Genomic DNA, 23,954 nt, shown 5'->3' on the forward strand with positions numbered 1-23,954 from the left:
AGCCAAGGGCATGGCAGGCCCGCACGTACAGCTCGGTGTGCTCGACAGCGGGCAGACCCTCGGCGAGGCGGCCGGCGCGAGCGTCAGGCTGGGCACGGGCAGCTCGGTCATCACATCGTCGAACAGAACAGCGGTCATGATTCTCTCCTAAAAGAAGCGGTGCGGAATTTCGGATTAACATTTACTAACGGTTAGCTATCCGGCGGCTTACGCATTATCTGGGCAGTTATTTTTAAGCCAAATAATTAGTCGGCCGTCTAACGCAGTTTCCGGGTAGCTGGACTATCATCATTGATGTCTGCATAAAGGTTCTATTGCTACGAAGATATGGTCGCGCTCTGCGCATTTACACTGTTGAGCCGCATGGCTCGCCAGGCGGTAGTGATCAGGCGGGCGTCAACGAGCTGTCCTTTCTGGTGGCTCCGACGGTTGCCGGTTGTAGCCGATTCCAGAATTCTAAGTAGGCAGATTGGTTCAGCGATGACGCAAACGAAAACGCCACAAATACATCAGGTGAAAAGCGTTTCTATCGTTTATGAAGACGATGTAAAGGGGATGATCAGCGGCCGTGGGCCGGAAACCCGGGTGGATTGGTCCACGGTGTCCACCTGACTCCGTCCCAATACCGGTGCCCGGGCCCCGACGGGTCGCCGTACCAGCCCGGCGGCGGACCGGCGGCCGGGGGCGGGGCGGGGACGTGGGCGGCGCCGGGTGGCAGCGCGGCCAACTTGCGAACCTGCCGCATCGCGTTCCAGTTGGAGACCAGCGCGACCCAGTTCAACACCAGCAGCGAGAGCAGGCTCCACCAGCCGGCCAGCAGGTTTTGCGTCTGCGCGGACCGGTATGCCCGCTCGCACTGCTCGAGGGTGCCCGTGACGGCGTAGCTGCGCTGCTGCCAGAAGATGACTGCGCCGATGTGCTCGATGAGCCGGACGGAGAACTGACGGTACGGGTCGGTCACAACAAACCTTCCTGCGCAGGTGGGCGGCCTAACCATAGCCTCGGCGTGCGGGGTTGGGGGTGCGCCTGCACTACCCTGGTTCGAATGTGCGGAATCGTCGGCTACGTCGGGCAGCAGCCTGCCTGCCAGGTCGTCATGGATGCGCTGCGCCGAATGGAGTACCGCGGCTACGACTCGTCGGGCATCGCACTGGTCAACGGCGCAGAAACGCTCACCGTGTGCCGCCGCGCCGGCCGGCTCGCCAACCTGGAGGACGCGGTCGCGCAGATGCCGCCGGAGTCGATGGGCGGCACCACCGGCCTGGGTCACACCCGCTGGGCCACCCACGGGCGCCCGACCGACCGCAACGCGCACCCCCACCGCGACGCCGCCGGCAAGATCGCCGTCGTCCACAACGGCATCATCGAGAACTACCCTGGCCTGCGCCACGAGCTCGAGGCCTACGGCGTGGAGTTCACCAGCGACACCGACACCGAGGTGGCGGTGCACCTGGTGGCGCAGGCCTACCGGCACGGGCCGACCGCCGGCGACTTCGCGGCCTCGGTGCTGGCCGTGCTGCGCCGGCTGGAGGGCCACTTCACGCTGGTGTTCACCAACGCCGACGAGCCCGGCACCATCGTGGCCGCCCGTCGCTCCACCCCCCTGGTCATCGGGATCGGCGACGGCGAGATGTTCGTCGGCTCCGACGTCGCGGCGTTCATCCCGCACACCCGCAACGCCATCGAGCTCGGGCAGGACCAGGCCGTGGTGATCACCGCGGACGGCTACCGCATCACCGACTTCGACGGCAACGCCGACGTCGAGTACCGCGAATTCCACATCGACTGGGACCTGGCCGCCGCGGAAAAGGGCGGCTACGAGTACTTCATGCTCAAGGAGATCGCCGAGCAGCCCGCCGCGGTGGCCGACACCCTGCTCGGGCACTTCATCGACGGGCGGGTGGTGCTCGACGAGCAGCGGCTCTCCGACCAGGAACTGCGCGAGATCGACAAGGTGTTCGTCGTGGCGTGTGGCACCGCGTATCACTCCGGGCTGCTCGCGAAGTACGCCATCGAGCACTGGACCCGGCTGCCCGTGGAAGTGGAGCTGGCCAGCGAATTCCGCTACCGCGACCCGGTGCTGGACCGCAGCACCCTGGTGGTCGCGATCTCGCAGTCCGGGGAGACCGCCGACACCCTGGAGGCCGTCCGGCACGCGAAGGAGCAGAAGGCCAAGGTGCTGGCCATCTGCAACACCAACGGCTCGCAGATCCCCCGCGAATGCGACGCCGTGCTTTACACCCGCGCCGGGCCCGAGATCGGCGTCGCCTCCACCAAGACATTCCTGGCGCAGATCGCCGCCAATTACCTGGTGGGCCTGGCGCTGGCGCAGGCCCGCGGCACCAAGTACCCCGACGAGGTCGAGCGGGAGTACCGGGAGCTGGAGGCCATGCCGGACCTGGTCGCGCGGGTGCTCGCGATGATCGAGCCGGTGGCCGCGCTTGCGCATCGGTTCGCCCAGTCCTCGACCGTGCTGTTCCTGGGCCGCCACGTGGGCTACCCGGTGGCGTTGGAAGGCGCGCTCAAGCTCAAGGAACTGGCCTACATGCACGCCGAGGGGTTCGCCGCCGGCGAGCTCAAACACGGCCCGATCGCGCTGATCGAGGACGACCTTCCCGTCATCGTCGTCATGCCCTCGCCAAAGGGCCAGGCCACGCTGCACGCCAAGCTGCTGTCCAACATCCGGGAGATCCAGGCGCGCGGGGCGATCACCATCGTGATCGCCGAGGAGGGTGACGACACCGTGCGGCCCTACGCGGACCACCTGATCGAAATCCCATCGGTCTCAACCCTTTTGCAGCCGCTGCTGTCGACCATCCCGCTTCAGGTGTTCGCCGCGTCAGTTGCCCAGGCCCGAGGTTACGACGTTGACAAACCCCGCAACCTCGCCAAGTCCGTCACCGTGGAGTAGCCGCCGCCTGAGGCTGGCCGCCTTGGGTGTCGTGCTCCTGATCGGCGCATACATCGGTTCGATCGCGCTGTACGTCGACAGCGGCATGGGTCATCCCCATGTCGTGGTGCAGGGTACGCAGGCGGGCGACGGGACGATGTTGACGAACGACGTCGAAGAGATCCAGTCGCACAACAGCGTTCTGATCGCCAACATCACCGTGCAGCCTGGCCCCGGGCTGCTGGACCCCCGCACCCACACCCTCAAGGACGACCTCCACATCTTCGCCGCCTCGACCGCGACGAGCAGCAGGCAAACGTGGCCGAAAGGCACGCTGCCCACCGTGTTTCGGGTGTCGCTCGTCCTCACCGGCGAGGTCGCGGACTGGCCGCTCGACGAATACCACTCGGGGCCCGTCGTCGCCCAACTGTCGTCCGGTCCGGAGAACACACCGGTGCCCGCGACGGTGACCCTGGTCGACCGGCTGCTCGGTTGGAAAGTCGACGTGACCCGCGTCAACGACGCCGACCCGACCGGCCCGTTCCGGGTGGACCTGTCCAGGACTTCGAGCACGGTGGTTTTCGGGGTCGCCATCCTGTGCGTCCTGATCGGGCTCGCCGGCCTGGGCGCGTTCGTCGCCGTCCAGACGTCGCGCGACCGGCGTAAATTCCAGCCGCCGATGACGACCTGGTATGCGGCGATGTTGTTCGCGGTGATGCCGCTGCGCAATGCTCTGCCCGACGCGCCGCCATTCGGAAGCTGGATCGACATCACGATCGTGGTGTGGGTGATCGTCGTGTTGGGGATATCGATGGGGCTCTACATCTCGTGCTGGTGGCGGCATCTGCGACCCGAAGCCGCCTAGCCGACGCCCCTGCGCCGGCCACGTCCGTCACCGCGGAGTAGTTCCGCCGCTTCGGCCGTAACGCCGCGTGATCCGCGGCGGTTCCGTTAGATTGCTCTCGGGTAACAAGCCACTCCACGGGGTAGGAGCAGCATGCGATCGGCGGTCACAAGACTCGCCACGGTGGGCGTCATCGTGCTCATTCTCGGGACATACATAGCGTTGGTGGGCCTCTACAAGGACACCGTCGAAGGGTCCGCCCCCGGCACCCTGAGCGACAATCCGGAGACGGCCGCCCAGAGCATGGCCACCTTGACCGTGGAGGAGATGCAGTCCAACTACAGCGCCGTCGTCGCCAACGTGGCCGTCGCGCCGGGGCCCGCGCTGCTGGACCCGGTCACCCACCGCCTCAAGGAAGATCTCGTGCTGCGCGTTCGATCTTCGGCCCAGCCCAGTCGCAAGGACTATTCGCCGGGCATGCTTCCCGGCGTCTTCCCGCTCCCGCTGACCATCGCGGGTCACGTGGAGCGCTGGCCGTTCGACAGCTACACGTCGGGTCCGATCGAGGTGCAGCTCTTCCCCGGGGGCGATACGACGAAGCCGCCCACACTCATCCCGGTGCGACTCATCGACCATTTGTCGGGCTTCAAGGTCTCCATGAGCAAGATCCCGGGCCAGGAGGCGTACCGCATGCACGTGCGGCGCGCGCTGAGCACCGCGGTGTTCGGGATGGTCATTTGCGGCGTGCTCATCGCGATCGCCGGCCTCGCCGTTGTCGTCGCGGTCCAGACGCTGCGCAACCGGCGCAAGTTCCAGCCCCCGATGACGACGTGGTACGCCGCGATGCTCTTCGCGGTGGTGCCCCTGCGCAACGCGCTTCCCGGCCTACCCCCGTTCGGGGCGTGGATCGACGTGACCATCGTGCTGTGGGTGATCGTCGCGTTGGTGACGGCGATGCTGCTGTACATCGTCTGCTGGTGGCGCCACCTGAGGCCGGAGCCTCAGGTCGTCGCGCCGACGGCGGATCCGGTCCCGGCGTCATCGGGCTGATACCCCTTTCGCTTCAACACATTTCGTTATCGAGTAGGGGGGGTCGTGAGGTACGGCGTCATAGCGTTGATCGTGGGCGTCGTCGGGGCCTACGTCGCCTCGGTGGCGCTGTACGCCAACAGTGGGGGTCACCATCACCACCAGCAGGCGGTGGCCGGGGGTGACCGCAGCACGGCGACGTTGGTCGTCGAGGACATCCAGTCGAACTACAGCGTGCTGATGGCGAACCTGTCCATCTCGCCGGGGTCCGGCCTGCTGGATCCGCAAACCGGGCATCTCAACCAAGACCTCGGCCTCCGCGTGCGATCCGTGGCGACGCCGACCCGCCGCACCTGGACCAAGGGCATGCTCCCCGGCGTCTTCCCCGTCCCGCTGACCATCGCGGGGGAGATCGAGAATTGGCCCTTCGACCGTTACGGTTCGGGGCCGATAGAGATCGAGCTCATGCGCGGCGGCAGCGACACGGTCGCCGAGCGGCTGCCGGTGACCTTCGTCAATCACCTTTCCGGTTGGCAGGTGTCCGCCGACGGACCGGGTCCGTACCGGGTGAGCGTGCACCGCTCCCTGAGCGCGGCGGCGTTCGGCATCGTCATCTGCGCCGTGCTGGTCGCCATCGCCGGGCTGGGCCTGTTCGTCGCCGTTCAGACGTTGCGCAACCGCCGGAAGTTTCAGCCGCCGATGACGACGTGGTACGCGGCGATGCTGTTCGCGGTGGTGCCGTTGCGCAATGCGCTGCCCGGCTCCCCGCCCTTCGGCGGCTGGATCGACATCACCCTCGTGTTGTGGGTGCTCGTCGTCCTGGTGGTGTCGATGCTGCTCTACATCGCCTGCTGGTGGCGGCATCTGAGGCCCGACGTCCCTGCGGCGCCGGCGAATCCGTTATGAGGTTCGCCGTCGTAGGACTCATCGTGTCCGTCCTTGCGGCATACGTCGCGTCGGTCGCGCTGTACGCGCACAGCCGCACCGCGAATCACCGGGCGGAAGTCCCGGCCGCGGGCGGCAGCAGCATCGCGACGTTCACGGTCGAAGACGTTCAGTCCAACTACAGCGTCGTCGTCATCAACCTCGCCATTTCGCCCGGATCGGCCCTACTGGATCCCCAGACGCAGCACCTCAACGAAGACCTCAGCCTGTGGGTCCGATCCGCGGCGACACCCACCCGCCGGAGCTGGACCAAGGGCATGCTGCCCGGTGTGTTTCCCGTCCCGGTGACGATTGCCGGGGAGATCGAACGGTGGCCCTTCGATCGATACGAGTCCGGGCCGATCGAGGTCGAACTCCTGCACGGCGGTGAGGGAGGCGTGCCCGAGCGCCTGCCCGCCACGTTCGTCAACCACCTTCCGGGCTGGCAGGTCACCGCCAACAACGGCGGAGGGCTCGGTCCCTACCGAGTCACTCTGCAGCGCTCCCTGAGCGCGGCTGCGTTCGGCATCGTCATCTGCGGCGTACTCATCGCCATCGCCGGGGTCGGCCTGTTCGTCGCGGTCCAGACGCTGCGTGACCGGCGGAAGTTTCAGCCGCCGATGACCACGTGGTACGCCGCAATGCTTTTCGCGGTTGTGCCGTTGCGCAACGCGCTTCCCGGCTCGCCGCCCTTCGGCGGCTGGATCGACATCACCATTGTTCTCTGGGTGCTCGTCGTGTTGGTGATATCGATGCTGCTCTACGTCGCCTGCTGGTGGAGGCATCTGCGGCCCGACCCTCCGCAGCCCGGCGCGCCCCCCGCTTAGGTGCGGCAACCCAACGGTCCGCGTGCGAAGGTAAGGACGTGACGAACGCACCGGTGCGGTCCCGACTGCGCAGCATGGGACTGGCGGTCTGGCACTACGTCAGCAGCGCGCCGCTGACGTACGGCTGGTTGCTCGTCCTGTTCATCACCACGCTCATCCAGCACTGGCTGCCCCAGCGGCAGCTGCACTCGATGCTGATGCACCATTCCACCAACATCCACGGACTGGCGCGCGACCCGCTCGACGTCCTGTTCTCCAGCCTGCTGTGGATCGACGGCGACAACCTGACCCCGTACCTGATCCTCTTCTCGTTGTTCCTGGCGCCGGCCGAACACTGGCTGGGCCAGTTGCGCTGGCTCACAGTCGGATTGAGTGCCCACATCCTGTCGACCTATTTCAGCGAGGGGCTGCTGTATTTCGCCATCGAGCAACACGACGCCTCGGAACGGCTGGTGCACGCCCGCGACATCGGCGTCAGCTACTTTTTGGTCGGGGTGATGGCCGTGCTCGCCTATCACATCGCGCGACCATGGCGCTGGGGCTATCTGGGCGTGCTCTTCATCATCTTCGGTTTCCCGTTGATCACGATGGACCGGATTGAGCTGAACTTCACCGCAATCGGGCATTTCACCTCGATCCTGGTCGGCCTCTGCTTCTACCCGATGACGCGCCACCAGGACCCGCGGCAGCTGAGCCCGGCGCGCCTGCGGGCCATGGCGCGGCGCCGCCGGTCGCCCGAGGCATCGGCCTGAGCGGCGCGGCCGCTGACCCGTAATGTGGCTAAGGTGCGGCACTACTACTCCGTAGACGCGATCCGCCAGGCCGAGGCTCCGCTGCTGGCCAGCCTGCCCGACGGGGCCCTGATGAGGCGGGCCGCGTTCGGCCTCGCCGCCGAGATCGTCGCCGAGTTGCGCGCTCGCACCGGCGGGGTGGCCGGCCGCCGGGTGTGCGCGGTCGTCGGCTCCGGCGACAACGGTGGTGACGCGCTGTGGGCCGCGACCTTTGTGCGCCGTCGCGGCGCGGCCGCCGACGCGGTGCTGCTCAACCCGGAACGCACGCACCGCAAGGGGCTGGCGGCGTTCCGGAAGGCCGGCGGCCGGATCGTCGAAAGCGTCTCGCCGGCAACCGATCTCGTCATCGACGGGGTGGTGGGCATCTCCGGCTCCGGGCCGTTGCGCCCGGCCGCGGCCGAGGTGTTCGCCGCGGTCGACGATGCCGGCATCCCGGTGGTCGCGGTCGACATCCCCAGCGGGGTCGACGTGGCGACCGGGGCGGTGACAGGGCCCGCGGTGCGCGCCGCGGCGACCGTGACCTTCGGCGGCCTCAAGCCCGTGCACGCGCTCGGCGACTGCGGGCGCGTCACGCTGATCGACATCGGGCTGGATCTGCCGGAAACGGACGTGCTGGGCTTCGAGGCGGCCGACGTGGCCGCGCGCTGGCCGGTGCCCGGACCCCACGACGACAAGTACACCCAGGGTGTGACCGGTGTGATGGCCGGCTCCTCGACGTATCCCGGGGCGGCGGTGCTGTGCACCGGGGCGGCCGTCGCGGCGACCTCCGGCATGGTCCGCTACGCCGGCAGCGCGCACCGTGAGGTGCTGGCGCACTGGCCGGAGGTGATCGCGTCACCCACGCCCGCGTCGGCCGGGCGGGTCCAATCCTGGGTCGTCGGGCCGGGATTGGGCACCGACGACGCCGGGGCCGCCGCATTGTGGTTCGCGCTGGAGACCGACCTGCCGGTGATCGTGGACGCCGACGGGCTGACCATCCTGGCGGCGCACCCGGAGTTGGCCGCCAACCGCACCGCGCCGACGGTGCTGACGCCCCACGCCGGTGAATTCGCCCGCCTGGCGGGCAGTCCCCCCGGGGACGACCGCGTGGGCGCATGCCGGAAATTGGCCGACACCTTCGGCGCCACCGTGCTGCTGAAGGGGAACGTCACCGTCGTCGCCGATCCGGGCGGTCCGGTGTACCTCAACCCGGCCGGGCAATCCTGGGCGGCCACCGCCGGCTCCGGTGACGTGCTGTCCGGCATGATCGGCGCGCTGCTCGCGGCGGGCCTGCCGGCGGTCGAGGCGGCCGCGGCGGCCGCGTTCGTCCACGCGCGGGCGGCGGCGTTGTCGGCCGCCGACCCGGGCCCCGGTGACGCGCCGACGTCATCGTCCCGCATGGTTCCGCACATCAGGGCGGCGCTGGCCGCCCTCTAGGAAGGATTCTCACCCGTGCCTCAACACCCGTCGCTGCCCGCGCACTCGATCGCCCCGGCCTACACCGGCCGCCTGTTCACCGCGCCCGTCCCGGCGCTGCGGATGCCCGACGAATCGATGGACCCCGAGGCCGCCTACCGCTTCATCCACGACGAGCTGATGCTCGACGGCAGTTCCCGGCTGAACCTGGCGACCTTCGTGACCACCTGGATGGACCCCGAGGCCGGCCGGCTGATGGCCGAGACGTTCGACAAGAACATGATCGACAAGGACGAATACCCGGCGACCGCCGCGATCGAGCAGCGCTGCGTGTGCATGGTGGCCGACCTGTTCCACGCGGACGGCCTCGACGACGCCGACCCCTACAGCGCGTGCGGGGTGTCCACGATCGGCTCCAGCGAGGCCGTCATGCTCGGCGGCCTGGCCATGAAATGGCGCTGGCGGCAGAAGGTCGGCAAGGACTGGAAGGGCCGCACCCCCAACCTGGTGATGGGCTCCAACGTGCAGGTGGTCTGGGAGAAGTTCTGCCGCTACTTCGACGTCGAACCCCGCTACCTGCCCATGGAGGAGGGGCGCTACGTCATCACCCCCGAACAGGTCATCGACGCCGTCGACGAGGACACCATCGGCGTGGTGGCGATCCTGGGCACCACCTACACCGGTGAGCTGGAACCCGTCGCCGACATCTGCGGCGCGCTGGACAAGCTGGCGGCCGGCGGGGGCGTGGACGTGCCGGTGCACGTCGACGCCGCCAGCGGCGGGTTCGTGGTGCCCTTCCTGCACCCCGAGCTGAAGTGGGATTTCCGGCTGCCCCGGGTGGTGTCGATCAACGTCAGCGGGCACAAGTACGGGCTGACCTATCCCGGTGTGGGGTTCGTGGTGTGGCGCAGCAAGGAGTACCTGCCCGAGGAACTGGTGTTCCGGGTCAATTACCTCGGCGGCGACATGCCCACCTTCACGCTGAACTTCTCCCGGCCCGGCAACCAGGTGGTCGGCCAGTACTACAACTTCCTGCGGCTGGGCCGCGACGGCTACACCAAGGTGATGCAGGCGCTGTCCGGGACGGCGCGGTGGCTGGGCGAGCAGTTGCGGGTGAGCGAGCGTTGCGAGCTGATCTCCGACGGGTCGGCGATCCCGGTGGTCGCCTTCCGGCTCGCCGGGGATCGCGGCTACACCGAGTTCGACGTCTCGCACGAGCTGCGCACCTACGGCTGGCAGGTGCCCGCCTACACCATGCCCGACAACGCCACCGACGTGTCGGTGCTGCGCATCGTGGTGCGCGAGGGGCTTTCGGCCGACCTGGCCCGCGCGCTGCACGACGACGCCGTCTCGGCGCTGACTTCGCTGGACAAGCTCAAGCCTGGCGGCCATTACGAGGCGCAGCACTTCGCGCACTGAGCGATGGGCCGGCTGCCGCCGCGGACCGAATGCGCGTGTTGCCCGCCTCACAGCGACAGCGCGCCGCCCGCGGGGGAGACGCGGCGCCTTGCGGCGCCGAGACGGGGCGCCTTCCGGCGCTGACGTCGTCGCTTGTCGCTCGGAGGCGGGCACATCGGGCGCGGTCAGAACGGGGGAGTTATGTGGCCACTGTGACGAATGGGGCAAGGCTGGGCCTGCGGCGGGCCGCGCCTGCGGCCGATTCTGGGACAATGGCGGCCATGAATGGGCGGGCCGTTGCGCCGATCTCCCTGACGCCGGGCCTCGTCGCCGAGGCCCTGGTGGACCTGGGCGCCATCGAACACAACGTGCGGTTGCTGTGCGAGCACGCCGGCCGCGCGCAGGTGATGGCCGTCGTCAAGGCCGACGGTTACGGCCACGGCGCCACCCGGGCCGCCCGCGCGGCGCTGGCCGGCGGTGCCGCCGAGCTGGGCGTCGCCACCGTCGCCGAGGCGCTGGCGCTGCGCGCCGACGGCATCGGCGCACCGGTGCTGGCGTGGCTGCACCCGCCCGGCATCGACTTCGGGCCCGCGCTGCTGGCCGACGTCGAGATCGCCGTGTCCTCGGAGCGCCAGCTCGACGAGCTGCTGGACGCGGCGCGCCGCACCGGCCGGGCCGCGACGGTCTCGGTGAAGGTGGATACGGGGCTGAACCGCAACGGCGTCCACCCGTCGCGCTACCCGTCGATGCTGGCCGCGCTGCGCCGCGCCGTCGCCGAGGAGGCCATCCGCCTGCGCGGGCTGATGTCACACATGGTGTTCGCCGATCAACCGGCCAACCCCGTCAATGACCTTCAGGCCCAACGGTTCAGCGACATGCTGGCGCAGGCGGGCGCACAGGGGGTGGGGTTCGAGGTCGCGCACCTGGCGAACTCATCGGCCACCATGTCGCGTCCCGACCTTGCCTTCGACCTGGTGCGGCCCGGTGTCGCGGTGTACGGCCTGAGCCCGGTGCCCGAGCTAGGCGACATGGGGCTGATCCCGGCGATGACGGTGAAATGCCCTGTCGCGCTGGTGAAGTCGATCCGCGCCGGGGAGAGCGTGTCGTACGGGCACACCTGGACCGCGGAGCGCGACACCACTCTGGCCCTGCTGCCGGTCGGTTACGCGGACGGCGTGTTCCGTTCGCTGGGGGGACGATTGGAGGTGTTGATCAACGGCAAGCGCCGCCCGGGCGTCGGCCGGATCTGCATGGACCAGTTCGTCGTCGACCTCGGCCCCGGCCGCACCGACGTGACCGAGGGTGACGAGGCGATCTTGTTCGGGCCCGGCACCGGCGGGGAACCCACCGCGCAGGACTGGGCCGACCTGCTCGGCACCATCCACTACGAAGTGGTGACCAGCCCGCGCGGGCGGATCACCCGGACCTACCGCGAGGCGCAAACCATTGAGCCGTGAGAGAACTCGCAGGCGCCAACGGGGGAGGGCTTGGTTCGCGGGAGGGGCGGGGGTGACGGCCCTCGCCACCATCGTGGGAGCCTCGGCCCGCCGCTCGATGGTCCAGCGCACCCGTGGCGTCGAAGACCCTTACGCCGACGAGGATTTCGACAGGATCGACGACGACCGCCGCTCCGTGGTGACCACCCCGGACGGGGTGTCGTTGGCGATTCGCGAGGCCGGCCCCGCGGACGCCCCGCTGACCATGGTCTTCGTCCACGGGTTCTGCCTGCGGATGGGCGCCTTTCATTTCCAGCGGACGCGGCTGCCCCAGCATCTGGGCCCAGGCGTCCGGATGGTCTTCTACGACCAGCGCGGGCACGGGCAATCCGACGAGGCGCCGCCCCAGAGCTACACGCTGACCCAACTCGGTAGGGACCTGGAAAGCGTGCTTCAGGTGGTGGCGCCGCGCGGAATGGTCGTGCTGGTCGGGCACTCCATGGGCGGCATGACGGTGTTGTCGCACGCCCGCCAATTCCCCGACCAGTACGGGCGCCGGATCGTCGGCGCCGCGTTGATCTCCTCAGCGGCCGAGGGCGTCGCCAGGTCCCCGCTCGGCGAGATCCTGAAAAACCCTGCGTTGGAAGCATTTCGGTTCACCGCACGCTCCGCGCCCAAGCTGATGCACCGCGGCCGCAACGTGTCTCGCTCGCTGATCGGGCCGGTCCTGCGGGCCGCCTCCTACAGCGACCTGCACGTCAGCCGCAGCCTGGACGCCTTCTCGCAGCGGATGATGAACGGCACACCGATCCCGACCATGGTCGAGTTCCTGGATGCCCTGGAAGCCCACGACGAGACCGCCGGCCTGTGGACCCTGCTGCGCGTCCCCACGCTGATCGCCTGCGGTGACCACGACCTGCTGACACCGGACGAATACTCCCGCAAGATGGCGGCCTCGCTGCCGCAATCCGAGCTGGTCATCGTTCGCGGGGCCAGCCACCTCGCGCTGCTGGACAAGCCCGAGGCGATCAACGACGGGTTGGTCCGGCTGGTCAAGCGGGCCACCCCGGGCCGCGTCGCCCTGGCTGCCCGGTGGATGCGGGAAAGGCTGCGGCGCCGTGGCTAGCCAGGCGGATGACTCGGGCACGGCCACCCTCGAACGGGTCGAGGACACCGTCGCCCTGGGGTCTCGGCTGGGCGAGCAGCTGAAGGCGGGTGACGTCGTGGTGCTCACCGGCCCGCTCGGCGCGGGAAAGACCGTCCTGGCCAAGGGGATTGCCGCGGCGATGGACGTCGACGGCCCGGTCACCTCGCCGTCGTACGTGCTGGCGCGGGTGCACCCGCCGCGGCGGCCGGGGACACCGACGATGATTCATGTCGACATGTACCGGCTTTTGGACCACGACGGCGCCGACCTGCTCGGCGAGCTCGACTCGCTCGACCTCGACACCGACCTCGACGGCGCGGTGGTGGTCGTGGAGTGGGGCGAAGGCATCGTCGAGCGCCTCGCCGAGCGGCACCTCGACGTTCGTCTGGAACGCCTCAGCGGTTCGGACGTGCGGATCGCCTCGTGGCAGTGGGTCCGGTCGTGAGTATCGTTCTGGCGCTCGACACCGCGACCCCGGCCGTGACGGCCGGGATCGTGCGGCGCGACGACCTGAGCGTGCTGGCCGAGCGGGTCACCGTCGACGCCCGGGCGCACGCCGAACGGCTGACCCCGAACGTGGTGGCCGCCCTCGCCGACGCGGGGCTGACGATGAGCGATCTGGAGGCCGTCGTGGTCGGCTGCGGCCCCGGCCCGTTCACCGGCCTGCGGGCCGGAATGGCGACCGCATCCGCCTACGGACACGCGCTGGACATCCCGGTGCGCGGCGTGTGCAGCCTGGACGCGATCGGGGTGCGGACCACCGGCGAGACGCTGGTGGTCACCGACGCCCGGCGGCGCGAGATCTACTGGGCCCGTTACCGCGACGGGTTCCGGATGGAAGGACCCGGGGTCAACGCCCCGGCCGACGTCGACCCCGGCCCGGCCCAGGCGGTGGCCGGCTCGAAGGAGCACGCCGCCCTGTTTGGATTGCCGCACCGCGGGCCCGTCTACCCCACGCCGGCCGGGCTCGTCGCCGCGGTGCCCGACTGGTCGCAGCGCCCGCTGCCGTTGGTGGCGCTGTATCTTCGCCGCCCGGACGCCAAGCCGATGGCGGCGCGGCAGTGACCGCCACCCGTGAGCCCGTGACGCTCGGCGCGCTTACCGCCGCCGACGCGACTCGCTGCGCCGAGCTGGAACGCCAACTGTTCGACGGCGACGACCCGTGGCCCGCCGCGGCGTTCAACCGGGAACTGGCCAGCCCCCACAACCATTACGTCGGCGCGCGCGCCGGCGGCACCCTGGTCGGGTACGCCGGAATCTCGCGGCTGGGCCGCACCCCGCCGTTCGAGTACGAGGTCCACACCATCGGCGTCGACCCCGAGTATCAGGGACAGGGCATCGGGCGCCGGTTGCTCGACGAGCTGCTGGTCTTCGCCGACGGGGGCGTCGTCTTCCTGGAGGTGCGCACCGACAACGAGGCGGCCATCGGGCTGTACCGCAGCGTGGGCTTCGAACAGATCGGCCTGCGCAGGCGCTACTACCGCGCCAGCGGCGCCGACGCCTACACGATGCGCCGGGGGGCCCGCTGATGAGGACGATTCTGGCCATCGAAACCTCTTGCGACGAAACGGGAGTCGGCATCGCCCGGCTGGACGCCGACGGCACCGTGACGCTGCTGGCCGACGAGGTGGCCTCCAGCGTCGACGAGCACGTCCGCTTCGGCGGCGTGGTCCCGGAGATCGCCTCCCGGGCGCACCTGGAGGCCCTCGGCCCCGCCATGCGCCGCGCGCTAGAGGCGGCCGGCGTGCGCAAGCCCGACATCGTCGCCGCCACGATCGGGCCCGGCCTGGCCGGCGCGCTGCTGGTGGGCGTGGCTGCCGCCAAGGCCTATTCGGCCGCGTGGGGGGTGCCGTTTTACGCCGTCAACCACCTGGGCGGGCATCTGGCCGCCGACGTCTACGAACACGGGCCGCTGCCCGAATGCGTGGCGCTGCTGGTGTCCGGTGGACACACCCACCTGCTGCACGTGCGTTCGCTCGGCGAACCGATCGTCGAGCTCGGCAGCACCGTGGACGACGCAGCCGGCGAGGCCTACGACAAGGTGGCCCGTCTGCTGGGGCTGGGCTACCCGGGCGGCAAGGTGCTCGACGACCTGGCCCGCAGCGGCGACCGCGACGCGGTCACGTTCCCGCGCGGCATGACGGGACCGGGCGACGACCCGTACTCCTTCAGCTTCTCGGGGCTCAAGACGGCCGTCGCCCGCTACCTGGAGAGCCACCCGGACGCGGTGAACGCCGACGTGGCCGCGGGGTTCCAGGAGGCCGTCGCCGACGTGCTGACCATGAAGGCCGTGCGCGCCGCGACGGGGCTCGGCGTCTCGACCCTGCTGATCGCCGGCGGCGTGGCCGCCAACTCGCGGCTGCGGGAGCTGGCGGAGCAGCGGTGTGCGGCGGCCGGGCTGACGCTGCGGATCCCCCGCCCCCGGCTCTGCACCGACAATGGGGCAATGATCGCGTCCTTCGCCGCGCACCTGGTGGCCGCCGGGGCGCGGCAGTCACCGCTGGACGCGCGCAGCGACCCCGGCCTGCCGGTGGTAAAAGCCCAGGTGACGTGATCGCTTATAGCGAATACCCGGTACGCAGCGGGCCGCCCTTGAGTGCTAGCACTCTCGTGTATAGAGTGCTAGGTGGCAATCGGCCAAACCCTGTGCCGGCACCCGCGACGACGGCGCTCGGGCACGGACGACTGCCGAATCCCTTGATAATTCTGGGGCACCCCGCCCCGGACCCGATCTAACTAGTGGAGGGCTCCAATCGTGGCGAAGGTGAACATCAAGCCACTCGAGGACAAGATTCTCGTGCAGGCCAACGAGGCCGAGACCACGACCGCGTCCGGTCTGGTCATTCCTGACACCGCCAAGGAGAAGCCGCAGGAAGGCACCGTCGTCGCAGTCGGTCCCGGCCGCTGGGACGAGGACGGCGAGAAGCGGATTCCGCTCGACGTCTCGGAAGGCGACACCGTCATCTACAGCAAGTACGGCGGCACCGAGATCAAGTACAACGGCGAGGAGTACCTGATCCTGTCGGCGCGCGACGTGCTGGCCGTCGTATCGAAGTAAGCACCGTGGCCCGCCCCGGCGATCCCCGCGCATGGCCGCGGGTGATTTCCGGGGCGGCGCCATTTGAACGTCGTGGTGATCGCAAGCGCGGCGGAGCCGGGCGAAGCGGGTCGCCACCATTCAAAAGAGGAGCCTGATGAGCAAGGTTATTGAGTACGACGAGACTGCGCGCCGCGCGATCGAGGCCGGCGTCAACGCGCTCGCCGACGCGGTGCGGGTGACCCTGGGGCCGCGCGGCCGGCATGTGGTGCTGGCCAAGGCCTTTGGCGGGCCCGCGGTCACCAACGACGGCGTGACCGTCGCGCGCGAGATCGAGCTGGAAGACCCGTTCGAGAACCTGGGCGCCCAGCTGGTCAAGTCGGTGGCCACCAAGACCAACGACGTGGCGGGCGACGGCACCACCACCGCGACCGTGCTGGCGCAGGCCCTGGTCAAGGGCGGCCTGCGCCTGGTTGCGGCCGGCGCCAACCCGATCGAGCTCGGCATCGGAATTTCGAAGGCGGCCGACGCGGCGTCCGAGGCGCTGCTGGCCGCGGCCACCCCGGTGTCCGGCAAGGACGGCATCGCTCAGGTGGCGACGGTGTCGTCGCGTGACGAGAGGCTCGGCGAGCTGGTCGGCGAGGCGATGACCAAGGTCGGTGCCGACGGCGTGGTCAGCGTCGAAGAGTCCTCGACCCTGAGCACCGAGCTGGAGTTCACCGAGGGCGTCGGCTTCGACAAGGGTTTCCTGTCGGCGTATTTCGTCACCGACTTCGACGCGCAGGAAGCCGTGCTGGACGAGCCGCTGATCCTGCTGCACCAGGAGAAGATCAGCTCGCTGCCCGACCTGCTGCCCATGCTGGAGAAGGTCGCCGAGTCGGGCAAGCCGCTGCTGATCATCGCCGAGGACATCGAGGGTGAGGCCCTGGCCACGCTCGTGGTCAACTCGATCCGCAAGACGCTCAAGGCGGTTGCGGTCAAGGCGCCGTTCTTCGGCGACCGGCGCAAGGCCTTCCTCGAGGACCTGGCGGTGGTGACCGGCGGGCAGGTGATCAACCCCGACGCCGGCCTGCTGCTGCGCGAGGTCGGCACCGATGTGCTGGGCTCGGCCCGGCGTGTGGTGGTCAGCAAGGACGACACCATCATCGTCGACGGCGGCGGCTCCAAGGACGCGGTCGACGCGCGCATCAAGCAGCTGCGCGCCGAGATCGAGGCGAGCGACTCCGACTGGGACCGCGAGAAGCTGCAGGAGCGGCTGGCCAAGCTGGCCGGCGGCGTGGCCGTGATCAAGGTGGGGGCCGCGACCGAAACGGCGCTCAAGGAACGCAAGGAAAGCGTCGAGGACGCGGTCGCGGCGGCCAAGGCCGCCGTCGAGGAGGGCATCGTCGCGGGCGGCGGCTCGGCCCTCATCGGGGCACGCAACGCGCTGAAGGAGCTGCGCGGATCGCTGTCCGGCGATCAGGCCGCCGGCGTCGACGTGTTCGCCGAGGCGCTGGCCGCGCCGCTGTACTGGATCGCCACCAACGCCGGCCTGGACGGCGCGGTTGCGGTGAGCAAGGTCAGCGAGTTGCCGGCCGGGCACGGGCTCAACGCGGACAAGCTCACCTACGGCGACCTGATCGGCGACGGCGTGATCGACCCCGTCAAGGTGACCCGGTCCGCGGTGGTCAACGCGGCGTCGGTGGCGCGCATGGTGCTGACCACCGAGACGGCGATCGTCGACAAGCCCGCCGACGAGCACGACGACCACGGCCACGGCCACGGCCATCACCACCACTAGTCGGTAGATCAGCGAGGCCCCCGTATCCCCTTCGGAACGGGGGCCTTCGCTTTGGCCTCGCCGCGGCCTCCCGAAGGCTAGTCCGATCGCCCCGGAGCAGATAGTATCAATCGATACAGTATGATCTGAAACGGAAATTGGAACCAGTGTAGGTAGGCGACCATGGACGTATACGAGGCAGTCACAAGCCGACGGGCGGTGCGCGGATTCACCGACCAGCCCGTTCCGAGAGATGTGCTGGAGCGTGTGCTGTCCGTTGCGGCATGGTCGCCTTCGGGGTCGAACATCCAGCCGTGGAACTCGTACGTGGTGACCGGAACGCTGCTGGACGAGCTCAAGACGCGCGCCGTCGAGCGCGTCGCCCACGGCGATCCCTGGGACGAGCGGGAGTACCAGATGTACCCGCCCGCAATGAAGTCGCCGTACAGCGACCGCCGGTCCGCCTTCGGCAAGGAGCGGTACAGCGCGCTCGGCATCGCGCGCGAGGATTGGGAGGCACGCCAGAGGGCGGCCATCGCGAACTGGAACTGTTTCGGTGCCCCTGCCGCGCTGTTCTGCTACATCGACCGCGACCTTGGCGTGGCCCAGTGGGCCGATGTCGGCATGTATTTGCAGACGATCATGCTGCTACTACGCGCGGAGGGGTTGCACAGCTGCCCACAGATGGCGTGGTCGCAGGTCCGCGAAACAGTCGCGGAGGTCCTGTCCCCGCCGGATGGACTGATCCTGTTCTGCGGCATGTCGATCGGGTTCGAGGACCCGGCGGTGAAGTATGCGCGCACGGGCCGGGCACCGCTGGATGAGACGGTCACATTCGTCGACGACGAGTCGGCCGGTCCCCGCAAGGTTGAACATTCCATCCGGGCCGAGTCCGGTGTTCGCATTGGATGAAGGATGCGCGCACGATGACCGGTGACGCTTCTGGGCATGCCACCCCCGCGCGTGCGACCGACCGCCCCGGCGATCCGTCGCCATTCGCTCTCGGCTTGCTTCTGCGCCGGGCGCACTGGCGCGCAGCCGCGGTGATGTCGGAGGCGCTTCGGCCCCTGGACATCGATTTGCGACATTTCGCCGTGCTGCTCGTCCTCGTCAACCGCGGGCCCACGGAGCAACGGGACCTGGTCGAGGCGACGGGTTCGGACAAGGCGGGCATCATGCGCGTCGTGGACGATCTCGAACGCAAGGGGCTCGCCGTCCGCAAATCCGTCCCGAACGACCGCCGGGTGCGAGCGGTCGAGATCACCCCGAAGGGGTTGAAGGTTTTCGACGCCGCGCACGGCGCGGCCGAGCCACTGGCTGCGCGCCTGGTATCGGTGTTGGGCCCGGGCGAGGCGGAACGACTGACGGATCTTCTCACTCGGTTCACCGCTTCCGCCGAACAGTAGACGCCGTGAAGATGGCACTCATGGACAAGCCCATCTTTTCGGTCACTCCCGGCTACGGGGAGCGCCAGCTACGGGACTTTCACTACTCACAGGTCGTCCGGTATGGCGACCGGGTAGAGACCGCCGGGCAGGGCGGGTGGGACGACGACCGGCGTTATCCGGAGTCAGTGCGTGACGAAATCATTCAGGCCTTCGACAACGTCGAGCGGACGCTGGCGACAGCGGGAGCCTCGTGGCGGCAAGTGGTAACCGTGCACTCGTATCACCTGCCGGATCCGAACGGCCGGATCGGTCGTGAGCACCTCGACACCATGGTCGAACAGCTCCGCCTCCGCACGGGTGACCGCGCCCCGCTGTGGACGTGCCTCGGCGTCGCCGCGCTGGCGGGTCCACAGATGCGCGTCGAGATACAAGTCGCCGCGATCGTCGAGGACGACGACTGAGCGCAGGGGCTTGATTCCCCGCACTCGGCTTGTTGGGATCGGTAGCAAGGCGGGGCTAGTGCACTGGTTGCCAGAGAACGGCACCAGGAGAGGACGGTCATCATGCCACTTGCCCACATGACGAAGAGTCTCATCGCGGCCGCACTGCTCGCGGGGGGTACCGCGCTCACCGGGTGGGGTGTGGGCACCGCGCACGCGGATACGATGGAACCGCACCGCTGGTGCCCGGGCAACCCGAAACAGATGCCCTACGTCGTGAACCAGTACATCGACTGGGACTGGAACGTGTGCCACACCTGGTACCCGACCCAATACGGGATGGGCAACGTCACCATGCAGGGCCGGCCGACCTCGATCTGGGACGGCGACAACCCGCCGATCGAGGCGATCACCATCAGGCATTGCCCGCCGATCAGCTTCATGTGCCCCTAGAGCCGACGCGCCCCGGTCACCGGCCGGGGCGTTTTCGTCGCGGGGCCGCCATCGGCGTCTAATCTCGCGCCATGGACCGCTTCGTGCAGTGGGCGTGGGACCGGTTCGGCACGCGGTATTCGTGGGTGGTCTTCGGGGTCTCCATCCTGGTGCCGTCGCCGATATATCTCTTCTTGTCTTGTGCCCAGGTGGCTTTCGAGAGATCGGATCGCTACCCCGGAGCGGTGGCCGCCACTGCGGTCACCATGTTGGTGTTGGCGTACGGAATCGTGTTGCCCGGCCGGGGCGCATGGCGGCTCGCCGAGCGATGGGCGGCCGGTGAGGCGGTGGATCCGGCGGGCGCACTGCGGGCCACCTACACCTGGTCGCGCCGTGCCGTCCTCCGGGGGTTGGCGGTCGTCACCGCGTGCGGCGCCGTGCTGTCGGTCGCCGTCGGGGTGATTGTCGGCGCGGCCGGACCGCGGCTGGCCGAGTATGCGGTCCTGGGTGGCCTCGTCGGCGCCGTTTCACACCTGGTCGGCGTGCACAGCGTGCCGGAAGGGCCGATGCGGCCGGTTCGGGCCGCCATCGCCGGCGACTCGGCGATCGGTGACTCCCTGCCCCGGTCTCGCCCCAGCTTCGCCGCGTGGTCGAACCTGGCCATCCTCGCGGTCGCGTTCGGTTTCTCCATGGGGGGCGCGATGGTCGCCGGTGAGTTCGACCGGGCCCGGCAATCTCCCATGTTGTGGGTGGGCATCGCTTGCGTGCTGACTCTGGGGCTCGCCGTGCCGATCACCGTCATCAGCGTCTTCGCGCCCTCCCTGCAGCCGATCCGGGAGCTTGCCGAAGGCACCAAACGCGTTGCGGCCGGGGACTACTCGCGACGCCTGCCAGTGGTCCAAGACGACGACCTCGGCGCGTTGGCGGGGTCGTTCAACCGCATGCAGGCCGGTCTGGCCGAGCGGCAACGGCTTCACGCCGCGTTCGGGAGCTACGTCGACCCGGCCTTGGCGGCACGGCTGCTCGAGCAGGGCGACGACGTGTTCACGGGTGAGCGTCGCGAAGTGAGCGTGATGTTCGTCGACATTCGCGATTTCACGCCGTTCGCCGAGGCGCACACCGCCGAGGAGACCGTCGCCCATCTCAACGCATTGTTCGAGATCGTCGTGCCCGTCGTCGTCGAGGCCGGCGGCCACGTGAACAAGTTTCTCGGCGACGGCGCACTGGCCGTCTTCGGCGCTCCCAACGAGCTTGCCATGCATGCCGACGCCGCGCTGAGCGCCGCGGCGTCGATCAGCAGCCTCGCCGCCGAGCGATTCGGCGGGGAGCTCCGCATCGGCATCGGCATCAACACCGGTGTGGTGATCGCCGGAACCATCGGCGGCGGAGGCAAACTCGAGTTCACCCTCATCGGTGACGCCGTCAACGTGGCGGCCCGCGTCGAGCAGCTCACCAAAAGCACGGGTGACGTGATCCTGCTGACTCAGCAAACCGCCGACGCCTTGGTTTCCCGACCGCCGGGGCTAGCCGATCGTGGATCACATGCCCTGAAGGGCAAGTCAGCCACTACCCGGGTCTTCGGGTTCGCCGCTGGCATTGGTTCTCATCGCCCCGGCTGAATTGCCTGACGCCTGCCGTCCCGGTGATCCGCGGCGCCGGTAGGGCCGCGACACGCGTCAACTCGGCGGGTTCTGCGTCCTGCCGGGATTCGGAAATGCCGGGTTGGTGTAGGCCGGCGTCTCGGGCTCCTGGCCGAGACTCGGAGTCTCGACTGGCGCTGGTCCGGACTCCGGCTCACCCGGGGGAGTCGGCTGTGCCCGATGTTCGGGCGGTGGCGGCTTGGGCACCAGGTAGTTTCTCCACGCGCCCGGTGGGTTCGGGGCAGGGCCGACCGTGTTATCCGGCCAGCGCCATGAACAGCCACCGGAAGCACCCCCGAAATCGCCTGCCGGAATGGTCAATCCGAAACCCATGAAACTTCCACCGATGATGGAGTTGCCACCCGGGCCACCCATGTTCCAGCCGCCATACTCGCAGTGCCAGTGGGTGCTGTTCTCCTCGACGGGGAAATCGCAGTAGTACGTCGTTGCCCCAGCCTCGAAAGTACTTCCGCCGACACCGGGATAGTCGCAGACCCCGGGGCCGGGGATGTTGCCGCCCGGCCCGGCCCAGGCCGTGGGGGCGTTGAGGATTGCCCACAACGTAACCCCCGGTGCCACAAGGAGTTTGATTGTCTTGCCGATGGACTCTTTCATTGTGAGCGTCTTCTCACTTCGACGCCGGCGCGTCCTTCGCGATACTCATCAGCCGTGTGAAATGCGACCGTATTCCGTTCATCGCGCTGAGTAGGCATTGTCGATGACATGTCTTCACCACCAGAATCAAAGCTGCGGCTGGCTTCAGGCCCCGACCTGAACCGTAGTACTGCTTCACGTTTTGATATCTCGTTTCCGGCGAATTCGAAGCCACTCTTCGCTACGGCCGCCCCGCGCGGCGTGCCTTCGGTCGCGGCGGTCGTGGGCAAGCTGTGCCCGATCGTGCCGATTGCTAAGCTGACCGCACCATGACGTGGGGGGCGTGAGCGTGAGTTATCCGCAGCAGTGGCCACCGCAACCACCGCAGTACCCCAGGCAATGGCCTCCGCCGTACCCGCCGCCGGCGCCCCCGCCGCGCAAGACCAATGTCGTGCTGATCGTTGTGCTTACGGTCGCCGCGCTCGTCGTTCTCATACCGGCGGCGTTGGTCGGTTTTTTCGTGATCCGCGACGTGGCCCGCGACGGTCTCGACGGGCGCGGCGGAATCAAGAAAGCCACGACCCTCTCGGCCTTCGATGTGGTGTGCGATCGCGGGTCAATCAGCAACGCCGCCACGTACGGGAAGCCGTACAAGATCGTGGCGTTCGGTCCGGACGAGCGGCCGAACCCGATGAGCCAAGTGACATCCGATCATTGGAGCCAACTCGCGCTCGATCCCCGTGCCGATTACCACGTCAGCCCCGATGACTTCCAGTCGGCGAATGTTGTTGCCTGCCTTACCCGTAAACCCGGAACCGAGGTGAAGGCACTCACCTGCAATTTCCAGACCGACGCCGGCGAACACGTGACCGTCGATTACTACGCCGTGCAGTACGACATCGAGCTTCGCGAAGCCAGGACCGGCAAGCACATCGAACAACTGGGACCGGTGGACGGTCCCGCGGCCAGCTGCCCGTTCCTGCTGTGGGTCAAAAAGCGCGATCCGAAGATGTACGCGGAACCGGATGCCGCGGCGGTCGATGCGAAGCTCGCCGAGTTCGCCCACCGGTAATCGGTGAGCGCGTTCTGGCTGTACACCGAACCGGCCGGCAGTGGATCATGGTGCGGTGACGCAGCCTGACGACTACCGATCCCTGTACAAGTCCTATCTCGAACACTGCAACGAGCACGATTTCGATTCGATGGCCTCGTTCTACACGCCCACCATCAAGGTCAACGGTGTCCCCATGGATCCGGCCTCGGTTACCGACCAATTCGCGCCCGTGATCGCCGCGTTCCCCGACTGGCACTGGGAGATGAGACACATCGTCGTCGACGAGGAGAACATCGTGGTGCACTTCGAGGTCACCGGCACCCACCGGGGAACGTTCCAGGGAATCGAGGCGACCGGTCGGCGGGTGAGCATTTCCGAATTCACCCTCTACCGCGTAGAGGAGGGCAAATTCGCGGAGGTGTGGGACCTCGTCGACATGGCCGCGCTGATCACACAGATCAGTTGAGGCGTCGCACCGACAAGCGCTCGCGCGCTTCGTCGTTCACGTTTGAAGCCCGACGATGACGATGATCACGCCCGCGATGACGGCCACGGCCAGTGAGAGCAACAGGAAACTGACCACCCACTCCTTGGCCGCCGAGGCCTCGTGGTCGGCCGCCGCGATCGGCGCGAGCCTGCGGCCCGCGCCCCACGCCGCCGCGAGCAGGGTCGCGAGCCAGTTCGAGTAGGCGGCGTACACGATCAGCGCGACGGCCGTAACCCCCCAGGCGTGGGGCAGGTGCAGGTGCGGCCAGAGCAGACCGATCAGCACGAGGAACATGCCGTTGAGGACGGCCTCGAGGTGGCTCGACAGCGCCATGCGTGGATTCTTCAGCGCCGCGACCGCGAACCCGGTCAGCAGGCCGATCAAGAACAGGACCAGCCCGAGCGTGAACAGCACCGTCTGCATGTCAGCACACTAGGGGCCC

At 68.5% G+C, this 23,954-nt stretch carries 27 protein-coding genes; 24 read left to right on the forward strand and 3 right to left on the reverse strand.

The features are described 5' to 3' along the window. Window positions 1-559 precede the first annotated feature (559 nt). Window positions 560-961 (reverse strand): DUF2510 domain-containing protein, encoded by a 402-nt coding sequence (locus tag A9X05_RS01050; RefSeq protein WP_231978205.1) that lies wholly within the window; start codon window positions 959-961, stop codon window positions 560-562. Window positions 962-1,045: 84 nt separating this feature from the next. Here A9X05_RS01050 and glmS point away from each other — a divergent pair, with 84 nt between their 5' ends. From glmS to A9X05_RS01155, 21 genes are all read left to right on the forward strand, one after another. After that, a complete protein-coding gene (glmS, locus tag A9X05_RS01055; RefSeq protein WP_067778557.1) occupies window positions 1,046-2,911 on the forward strand; it encodes a glutamine--fructose-6-phosphate transaminase (isomerizing) in 1,866 nt (621 codons plus the stop codon). Window positions 2,912-2,918: 7 nt separating this feature from the next. Further along, complete coding sequence (locus A9X05_RS01060) at window positions 2,919-3,755, forward strand: DUF4436 domain-containing protein (protein WP_067754614.1); 837 nt, start codon at window positions 2,919-2,921, stop codon at window positions 3,753-3,755. 132 nt (window positions 3,756-3,887) lie between these two features. Then, window positions 3,888-4,784 carry a DUF4436 domain-containing protein gene (locus A9X05_RS01065; protein ID WP_067778560.1) on the forward strand — a complete coding sequence of 299 codons (897 nt, stop codon included), beginning with the start codon at window positions 3,888-3,890 and terminating at the stop codon, window positions 4,782-4,784. Between the two features lie 45 nt (window positions 4,785-4,829). Beyond that, a complete protein-coding gene (locus A9X05_RS01070) occupies window positions 4,830-5,669 on the forward strand; it encodes a DUF4436 domain-containing protein (RefSeq protein ID WP_067754481.1) in 840 nt (279 codons plus the stop codon). Next, complete coding sequence (locus A9X05_RS01075) at window positions 5,666-6,514, forward strand: DUF4436 domain-containing protein (protein WP_067778563.1); 849 nt, start codon at window positions 5,666-5,668, stop codon at window positions 6,512-6,514. Before A9X05_RS01070 ends, A9X05_RS01075 begins: the two co-directional genes overlap by 4 nt. Window positions 6,515-6,588: 74 nt before the next feature. After that, a complete protein-coding gene (locus A9X05_RS01080) occupies window positions 6,589-7,266 on the forward strand; it encodes a rhomboid-like protein (protein ID WP_067778591.1) in 678 nt (225 codons plus the stop codon). A 33-nt stretch (window positions 7,267-7,299) separates the two neighbouring features. Beyond that, window positions 7,300-8,721: an NAD(P)H-hydrate dehydratase gene (locus A9X05_RS01085; protein WP_067778592.1), complete on the forward strand. Its 1,422-nt coding sequence runs from the start codon at window positions 7,300-7,302 to the stop codon at window positions 8,719-8,721. Between the two features lie 15 nt (window positions 8,722-8,736). Beyond that, on the forward strand, window positions 8,737-10,119 hold the full coding sequence (locus tag A9X05_RS01090) for a glutamate decarboxylase (RefSeq protein ID WP_067754490.1): 1,383 nt from the start codon (window positions 8,737-8,739) through the stop codon (window positions 10,117-10,119). A 251-nt stretch (window positions 10,120-10,370) separates the two neighbouring features. Further along, entirely contained in the window at window positions 10,371-11,555 is a 1,185-nt protein-coding gene (alr, locus tag A9X05_RS01095; RefSeq protein ID WP_067754493.1) for an alanine racemase, read from the forward strand. Between the two features lie 52 nt (window positions 11,556-11,607). Next, window positions 11,608-12,660: an alpha/beta fold hydrolase gene (locus tag A9X05_RS01100; RefSeq protein ID WP_197498860.1), complete on the forward strand. Its 1,053-nt coding sequence runs from the start codon at window positions 11,608-11,610 to the stop codon at window positions 12,658-12,660. Further along, the gene (gene tsaE / locus A9X05_RS01105) at window positions 12,653-13,126 is read left to right on the forward strand and encodes a tRNA (adenosine(37)-N6)-threonylcarbamoyltransferase complex ATPase subunit type 1 TsaE (protein WP_067778570.1); all 474 of its coding nucleotides are present in this window, start codon (window positions 12,653-12,655) and stop codon (window positions 13,124-13,126) included. The genes A9X05_RS01100 and tsaE overlap by 8 nt, the downstream gene beginning before the upstream one ends. Further along, window positions 13,123-13,746, forward strand: coding sequence for a tRNA (adenosine(37)-N6)-threonylcarbamoyltransferase complex dimerization subunit type 1 TsaB (gene tsaB / locus A9X05_RS01110; RefSeq protein ID WP_067778595.1), 624 nt, complete (start codon window positions 13,123-13,125; stop codon window positions 13,744-13,746). The genes tsaE and tsaB overlap by 4 nt, the downstream gene beginning before the upstream one ends. Continuing rightward, entirely contained in the window at window positions 13,743-14,210 is a 468-nt protein-coding gene (gene rimI, locus A9X05_RS01115; RefSeq protein ID WP_067778576.1) for a ribosomal protein S18-alanine N-acetyltransferase, read from the forward strand. The genes tsaB and rimI overlap by 4 nt, the downstream gene beginning before the upstream one ends. Further along, entirely contained in the window at window positions 14,210-15,235 is a 1,026-nt protein-coding gene (tsaD, locus tag A9X05_RS01120) for a tRNA (adenosine(37)-N6)-threonylcarbamoyltransferase complex transferase subunit TsaD (RefSeq protein WP_067778580.1), read from the forward strand. Before rimI ends, tsaD begins: the two co-directional genes overlap by 1 nt. 201 nt (window positions 15,236-15,436) lie before the next feature. Next, window positions 15,437-15,739, forward strand: a complete 303-nt coding sequence (gene groES / locus A9X05_RS01125) for a co-chaperone GroES (RefSeq protein WP_007167930.1) — start codon at window positions 15,437-15,439, stop codon at window positions 15,737-15,739. 136 nt (window positions 15,740-15,875) lie between these two features. Then, window positions 15,876-17,498, forward strand: a complete 1,623-nt coding sequence (gene groL, locus A9X05_RS01130) for a chaperonin GroEL (protein WP_067778582.1) — start codon at window positions 15,876-15,878, stop codon at window positions 17,496-17,498. A 162-nt stretch (window positions 17,499-17,660) separates the two neighbouring features. Then, complete coding sequence (locus tag A9X05_RS01135) at window positions 17,661-18,389, forward strand: nitroreductase (RefSeq protein ID WP_082954809.1); 729 nt, start codon at window positions 17,661-17,663, stop codon at window positions 18,387-18,389. Window positions 18,390-18,403: 14 nt separating this feature from the next. Then, entirely contained in the window at window positions 18,404-18,883 is a 480-nt protein-coding gene (locus A9X05_RS01140) for a MarR family winged helix-turn-helix transcriptional regulator (protein WP_067778597.1), read from the forward strand. A gap of 20 nt (window positions 18,884-18,903) precedes the next feature. Further along, window positions 18,904-19,326 (forward strand): Rid family hydrolase, encoded by a 423-nt coding sequence (locus A9X05_RS01145; protein ID WP_067754625.1) that lies wholly within the window; start codon window positions 18,904-18,906, stop codon window positions 19,324-19,326. 117 nt (window positions 19,327-19,443) lie between these two features. Continuing rightward, a complete protein-coding gene (locus A9X05_RS01150) occupies window positions 19,444-19,758 on the forward strand; it encodes a hypothetical protein (RefSeq protein WP_067754511.1) in 315 nt (104 codons plus the stop codon). 71 nt (window positions 19,759-19,829) lie between these two features. Further along, window positions 19,830-21,356, forward strand: coding sequence for an adenylate/guanylate cyclase domain-containing protein (locus A9X05_RS01155; protein WP_067778584.1), 1,527 nt, complete (start codon window positions 19,830-19,832; stop codon window positions 21,354-21,356). Window positions 21,357-21,413: 57 nt separating this feature from the next. On the opposite strand, the gene A9X05_RS30280 is transcribed toward A9X05_RS01155, so the two are convergent. Then, window positions 21,414-21,992 (reverse strand): hypothetical protein, encoded by a 579-nt coding sequence (locus A9X05_RS30280; RefSeq protein WP_156675713.1) that lies wholly within the window; start codon window positions 21,990-21,992, stop codon window positions 21,414-21,416. A 108-nt stretch (window positions 21,993-22,100) separates the two neighbouring features. Between A9X05_RS30280 and A9X05_RS30285 the strand changes: the two genes are divergently transcribed. From A9X05_RS30285 to A9X05_RS01165, 3 genes are all read left to right on the forward strand, one after another. Beyond that, window positions 22,101-22,304 (forward strand): hypothetical protein, encoded by a 204-nt coding sequence (locus tag A9X05_RS30285; RefSeq protein WP_156675714.1) that lies wholly within the window; start codon window positions 22,101-22,103, stop codon window positions 22,302-22,304. A 118-nt stretch (window positions 22,305-22,422) separates the two neighbouring features. Beyond that, window positions 22,423-23,043: a hypothetical protein gene (locus A9X05_RS01160; protein WP_231968940.1), complete on the forward strand. Its 621-nt coding sequence runs from the start codon at window positions 22,423-22,425 to the stop codon at window positions 23,041-23,043. Window positions 23,044-23,098: 55 nt separating this feature from the next. Then, window positions 23,099-23,491, forward strand: a complete 393-nt coding sequence (locus A9X05_RS01165; RefSeq protein WP_197498861.1) for an ester cyclase — start codon at window positions 23,099-23,101, stop codon at window positions 23,489-23,491. Between the two features lie 36 nt (window positions 23,492-23,527). Here the strand turns inward: A9X05_RS01165 and A9X05_RS01170 are convergent, their stop codons facing one another. Then, window positions 23,528-23,935, reverse strand: a complete 408-nt coding sequence (locus A9X05_RS01170) for a hydrogenase (protein WP_067778589.1) — start codon at window positions 23,933-23,935, stop codon at window positions 23,528-23,530. Window positions 23,936-23,954 lie beyond the last annotated feature (19 nt).

Source organism: Mycobacterium sp. E3298, from assembly GCF_001666895.1.
Taxonomy (GTDB): Bacteria; Actinomycetota; Actinomycetes; order Mycobacteriales; family Mycobacteriaceae; genus Mycobacterium.